This is a genomic window from Streptomyces sparsus (assembly GCF_054776295.1).
The window spans coordinates 1-5133 of record NZ_BAAHCA010000304.1 but is presented as its reverse complement, the minus strand read 5'-3'; the positions used below and the strand labels follow the sequence as shown (position 1 = coordinate 5133).

5 protein-coding genes and 2 tRNA genes are annotated in these 5133 nt (G+C 70.8%); 2 read left to right on the top strand and 5 right to left on the bottom strand.

Annotated elements, in window-relative coordinates; genetic code table 11:
* Window positions 1-44 precede the first annotated feature (44 nt).
* The 5 genes from ACYVE9_RS14940 to ACYVE9_RS14920 all read right to left on the bottom strand — a co-directional run bounded on the left by ACYVE9_RS14940 (window position 45) and on the right by ACYVE9_RS14920 (window position 3663).
* The gene (locus ACYVE9_RS14940) at window positions 45-608 is read right to left on the bottom strand and encodes an HIT family protein (RefSeq protein WP_461028331.1); all 564 of its coding nucleotides are present in this window, start codon (window positions 606-608) and stop codon (window positions 45-47) included.
* An 87-nt stretch (window positions 609-695) separates the two neighbouring features.
* Window positions 696-2675, bottom strand: a complete 1980-nt coding sequence (thrS, locus tag ACYVE9_RS14935) for a threonine--tRNA ligase (protein ID WP_461028330.1) — start codon at window positions 2673-2675, stop codon at window positions 696-698.
* A gap of 239 nt (window positions 2676-2914) precedes the next feature.
* A tRNA-Val gene (locus ACYVE9_RS14930) sits at window positions 2915-2986 on the bottom strand.
* Between the two features lie 39 nt (window positions 2987-3025).
* A complete protein-coding gene (locus tag ACYVE9_RS14925; RefSeq protein WP_461028329.1) occupies window positions 3026-3484 on the bottom strand; it encodes an SRPBCC family protein in 459 nt (152 codons plus the stop codon).
* A gap of 107 nt (window positions 3485-3591) precedes the next feature.
* Window positions 3592-3663: transfer RNA gene (locus ACYVE9_RS14920), tRNA-Val, on the bottom strand.
* 275 nt (window positions 3664-3938) lie between these two features.
* Here ACYVE9_RS14920 and ACYVE9_RS14915 point away from each other — a divergent pair.
* Both ACYVE9_RS14915 and ACYVE9_RS14910 read left to right on the top strand, forming a co-directional pair.
* Entirely contained in the window at window positions 3939-4352 is a 414-nt protein-coding gene (locus ACYVE9_RS14915) for an SsgA family sporulation/cell division regulator (RefSeq protein WP_003959770.1), read from the top strand.
* A 203-nt stretch (window positions 4353-4555) separates the two neighbouring features.
* Complete coding sequence (locus tag ACYVE9_RS14910; protein ID WP_461028328.1) at window positions 4556-5116, top strand: CGNR zinc finger domain-containing protein; 561 nt, start codon at window positions 4556-4558, stop codon at window positions 5114-5116.
* Window positions 5117-5133: the final 17 nt, after the last annotated feature.

The window sequence follows — 5133 nt, the reverse complement described above, 5'->3', positions numbered from 1 at the left end:
GGCCGCGAGCCGGCCGTGCGGGCGATGCGGACGTCGCCCGGCGGTCAGTGCGCGGCGGGCCAGGCCTCGGCGAGCATGCGGCGGGTGTCCGCGAGCAGTTGCGGCAGCACCTTGGTGTGGCCGACGACGGGCATGAAGTTGGTGTCGCCTCCCCACCTCGGCACCACGTGCTGGTGGAGGTGGGCGGCGATGCCGGCGCCGGCCACCGTGCCCTGGTTCATGCCGATGTTGAAGCCGTGCGCCCCGGAGGCGGCGCGCAGCGCGGACATGGCGTGCTTGGTGAGGAGGGCCAGCTCGGCCGTCTCGGCGTCGTCGAGCTCGGTGTAGTCGGCGACGTGCCGGAACGGGACGACCATCAGGTGGCCGCCGTTGTACGGGTAGAGGTTCAGGACCGCGTACACGCCGGTACCGCGCGCGATGATGAGGCCGTCCTCGTCGCTCTTGGCGGGCAGGGAGCAGAACGGGCAACCGTCCGCAGCTCCCGGACCGGTCGGCTTGTTCTCACCCTGGATGTACGCCATCCGATGCGGCGTCCACAGGCGCTGGAAGGCGTCCGCGGTGCCGACCCCGATCTGCTGCTCCGGCTCGCTGCTCATGCGGATCAGCATACGACCCGGCCGGGGCGCGCCGACGGCCCGTACCGAGGGGCCCGGGGAACGTGGTCCCCGGGCCCCTCGGTGTCGTGCAACGGCAGGTCAGAGCTGGACGCGCTGCTCGACGACGCGCTGCAGTTCGGCGAGTGCGTCCTCCGTCGGGATGCCGTTCTTCTGGGTGCCGTCGCGGTAGCGGAAGCTGACCGCCCCGGCGGCGACGTCCTCGTCGCCGGCGATGACCATGAACGGCACCTTGGCCTTCTGGGCGTTGCGGATCTTCTTCTGCATCCGGTCCGAGGAGGCGTCCACCTCGACCCGCAGTCCCTTGGCCCGTGCGGCGGCGGCGAAGTCCCTCAGGTAGGGCACGTGGTCGTCGCCGATCGGGATGCCGACCGCCTGGACCGGTGCGAGCCAGGCGGGGAAGGCGCCCGCGTAGTGCTCGAGCAGGACGGCGAAGAAGCGCTCGATGGAGCCGAACAGGGCCCGGTGGATCATCACCGGGCGCTGGCGGGAGCCGTCGGCCGCGGTGTAGTCGAGGTCGAACCGGTCGGGCAGGTTGAAGTCGACCTGGATGGTCGACATCTGCCAGGTGCGGCCGATGGCGTCCCTGGCCTGCACGGAGATCTTCGGTCCGTAGAACGCGGCACCACCGGGGTCCATCACCAGCTCCAGGCCCTGCTTGCCGGCGGCCTGGCGCAGCGTCTCGGTGGCCTCCTCCCAGTTCTCGTCCGAACCGATGGACTTCTCCGGGTCCCTGGTGGAGAGCTCCAGGTAGAAGTCCTCCAGCCCGTAGTCGCGCAGCAGGTTCAGCACGAAGGTGAGCAGCGAGTCGAGCTCGTCGGCCATCTGCTCGCGGGTGCAGTAGATGTGCGCGTCGTCCTGGGTGAAGCCGCGGGCACGGGTCAGGCCGTGCACCACGCCGGACTTCTCGTAGCGGTAGACCGTGCCGAACTCGAACAGGCGCAGCGGCAGTTCACGGTAGGAACGGCCCCGGGCGCCGAAGATCAGGTTGTGCATGGGGCAGTTCATGGGCTTCAGGTAGTAGTCCTGGCCCTCGTCGAGCTGCATGGGCGGGTACATGCCGTCGGCGTACCAGTCCAGGTGCCCGGACTTCTCGAACAGCGTGCCCTTGGTGGCGTGCGGGGTGTAGACGAACTCGTAGTCGGCCTCTTCGTGTCGGCGGCGGGAGTAGTCCTCCATCACCCGGCGCACGACGCCGCCCTTGGGATGGAACACGGCCAGGCCGGAGCCGATCTCCTCCGGGACGGAGAACAGGTCGAGCTCCGAGCCGAGCTTGCGGTGGTCGCGCTTCTCGGCCTCGGCGAGGAAGTCCAGGTGCGCCTTCAGCTCGTCCTTGGTCGGCCACGCGGTGCCGTAGATGCGCTGGAGCTGCTTGTTCTTCTCGCTGCCGCGCCAGTAGGCGGCGGCCGAGCGCATCAGCTTGAACGCCGGGACGGCGCGGGTGGTCGGCAGGTGCGGGCCGCGGCACAGGTCCTTCCAGCACAGCTCGCCGGTCTTGGCGTCGAGGTTGTCGTAGATGGTCAGCTCACCGGCGCCGACCTCGGCCGACGCGCCCTCGGCCGCCTCCGCGGCGGAGCCCTTGAGCCCGATCAGCTCCAGCTTGTACGGCTCGTCCGCCAGCTCCGTGCGGGCGTCCTCGTCGCTGGTGACGCGGCGGGAGAAGCGCTGTCCGCGCTTGATGATCTCCTGCATCTTCTTCTCGATGCGCTTGAGGTCCTCCGGGTGGAAGGGCTCGGCGACGTCGAAGTCGTAGTAGAAGCCGTCCTTGATGGGCGGGCCGATGCCGAGCTTGGCCTCGGGGAACAGCTCCTGGACGGCCTGGGCCATGACGTGCGCGGTGGAGTGCCGCAGGATGTCGAGGCCGTCGGGGCTGGAGACGAGCACCGGCTCGACCTGCTCGCCGTCGGCGAGCGGATGCGCCAGGTCCCGCAGCCGGCCGTCGATCCGGGCGGCGACGACGGTGCGCTCGCCCTCGAACAGCGCGGCGGCCGTCGTGCCCGTGGCCACCACGCGCTCGTCCCGCTCGGAATCGCGTTGCACGGTCACACGGACGTCTGACACCGGATCGCTCCTGCCTGAAGGGTCAACGGCACCGGCCCGATCGCCGGGTGCCGCGGGAATCGTACCGAGAGCGGGCCGCTCTCCGCGAAACGATTGCGGGGCGGGGGCTCCGTGGGCGGCCCGGTCGCGGTCGCCCGGTTCGTCCACCGCGTGCACGCCGCGACGCGTCCACCGGTCGCACACCGGTGACACACGTCGAAGGCCGATCCGCAGGTGACGGACCGGCCTTCGATCGGGGGTGGGCGATACTGGGTTCGAACCAGTGACCTCTTCGGTGTGAACGAAGCGCTCTCCCACTGAGCTAATCGCCCCCGGTGCCCTCGGGCACGGACAGAACCATACAGGGCCTCTCAGCCCTCGTTCAAACCACCGGCCAGCCACCGGCGCAGGCCGCGCCGACCGCCGCGCATCATCCAGGCGTGGTTGGCGACGAGCAGCGGCCGGCCCGGCACCGCGAGCAGCCGCAGCAGCCGGGGGCGCAGCTCGACCTGCTGCTCGAAGAGCAGCACCGTGCCGGTGCCGTCGGGGTGGACCGTCCAGCGCACCCAGCCGTCCAGATCGCCGCTCAGCGCGATCTCCAGTACACCGGCCGCGGCGTCCTCACGGCGGGCGTGCGCCGCCACGCACAGGTCGTACGGCAGCAGCGACCGGAAGCGCGCGGTGCCGGTGCGGTCCTGATCGGCCCGGGCCTCCCGCACCTGCGGCCACCAGAGCGGGTACCGCTCGGGCCGGGCGAGCACCTCGTAGACGGCGCACGGGGGTGCGGCGAGCCGCCACCGACTGCGGAAGCGGTAGTGGTTCCACCTCACACCCGGCTCCTCGACGGCTCCTCGACGGCCCCTGCGCGGCTCACGGACGGCGGGGGCGGAAATGCGGCAGGGCCCGGGGACGTGAGTCTCCGGGCCCTGTTCCACGGTGGGCGATACTGGGTTCGAACCAGTGACCTCTTCGGTGTGAACGAAGCGCTCTCCCACTGAGCTAATCGCCCGCGGTGCGCCGCAAACACTACCGCATGCCGAGCGCCCCCTGTGACCGGCCGATGCCTGGTGTGACCATCACACCGGGTGACAACCCCACGTCGCGACGCCCACCCCCCGCCGTTCACCGGAATGGACGTATACCGACATTCAGCGATCCGCTGTACGAACGACATCGAGACTCGCATATCCGTCAGAGGGGTTTACAACCGGCCGGTAGGTGGCATGTCGATTTCGCCGACGTGCGAATCCCCGAGCGCACACTGAGCGAAAGGCCATGGCGCTTATGAACACCACGGTCAGCTGCGAGCTGCACCTGCGCCTCGTTGTATCGAGCGAGTCCTCACTGCCTGTTCCCGCGGGCCTGCGGTATGACACGGCCGACCCCTATGCCGTGCACGCCACGTTCCACACCGGTGCCGAGGAGACCGTCGAGTGGGTCTTCGCCCGCGATCTCCTCGCCGAGGGGCTGCACCGCCCCACCGGCACCGGTGACGTCCGCGTCTGGCCCTCCCGGAGTCACGGGCAGGGCGTCGTCTGCATCGCTCTCAGCTCACCGGAGGGCGAAGCTCTGCTGGAAGCCCCCGCACGGGCTCTGGAGTCGTTCCTCAAACGGACCGACGCCGCCGTGCCCCCGGGCACCGAACATCGCCACTTCGACCTCGACACGGAGCTCTCGCACATTCTCGCCGAGAGCTGACCGAGCCACCGGGACCACCCGCGCCGTCCGACTCGGGGCGACGGCTCGGGCCCGGTGGACGCCTGGACGGACGACGACGCCGCTGCCGCGGCCCCATCGCGGCAGCGGCGTCGTCATGTCGTGAACCGGCTAGAGTCTCCCCACCCGGCGGGGCCGCGAAGCTCCCACCGGGAAGCTGACCCGACACCGGCCTGGGAGCGACCGTGCTGATCAACCACGACACCCGGTGCGCGCTCGACAACGTGGTCGATCTGCTGAACACCTCACCGGACGAGGACACGCCGGACGGACTCACCGACCTCGCCGCCCTGCGGGACTACGTGGCCCGCAACGACGTCAGCGGCGTCGGCGAGCTCGGTGAGCGGGACCTGCGGGCGGTCCGCGACCTGCGGGACCGGTTCGCCCGCGTCTTCGCCGCCGGCGCGACGCGGGACGCTGCCGAACTGGTGAACTCGCTGGTGGCGGAGGCAGGCACCACTCCGCAGCTCACCGACCACGACGGCTACGACTGGCACGTGCACTACTTCGCCCCCGACGCCTCGCTGGCCGACCACCTCGCGGCGGACGGCGGCATGGCCATCGGGTTCCTGATCGTGGCCGGCGAGCTGGACCGGCTGCGCCGGTGCGCCGCCCCGGACTGCCGACGGGCCTTCGTCGACCTGTCCCGCAACCGTTCCCGTCGTTACTGCGACAGCCGGACCTGCGGCAACCGGCTGCACGTCGCCGCCGACCGGGCCCGCCGCCGACAGGCCGCGCAGGACTGACCGGGCGGGGCCGCCCG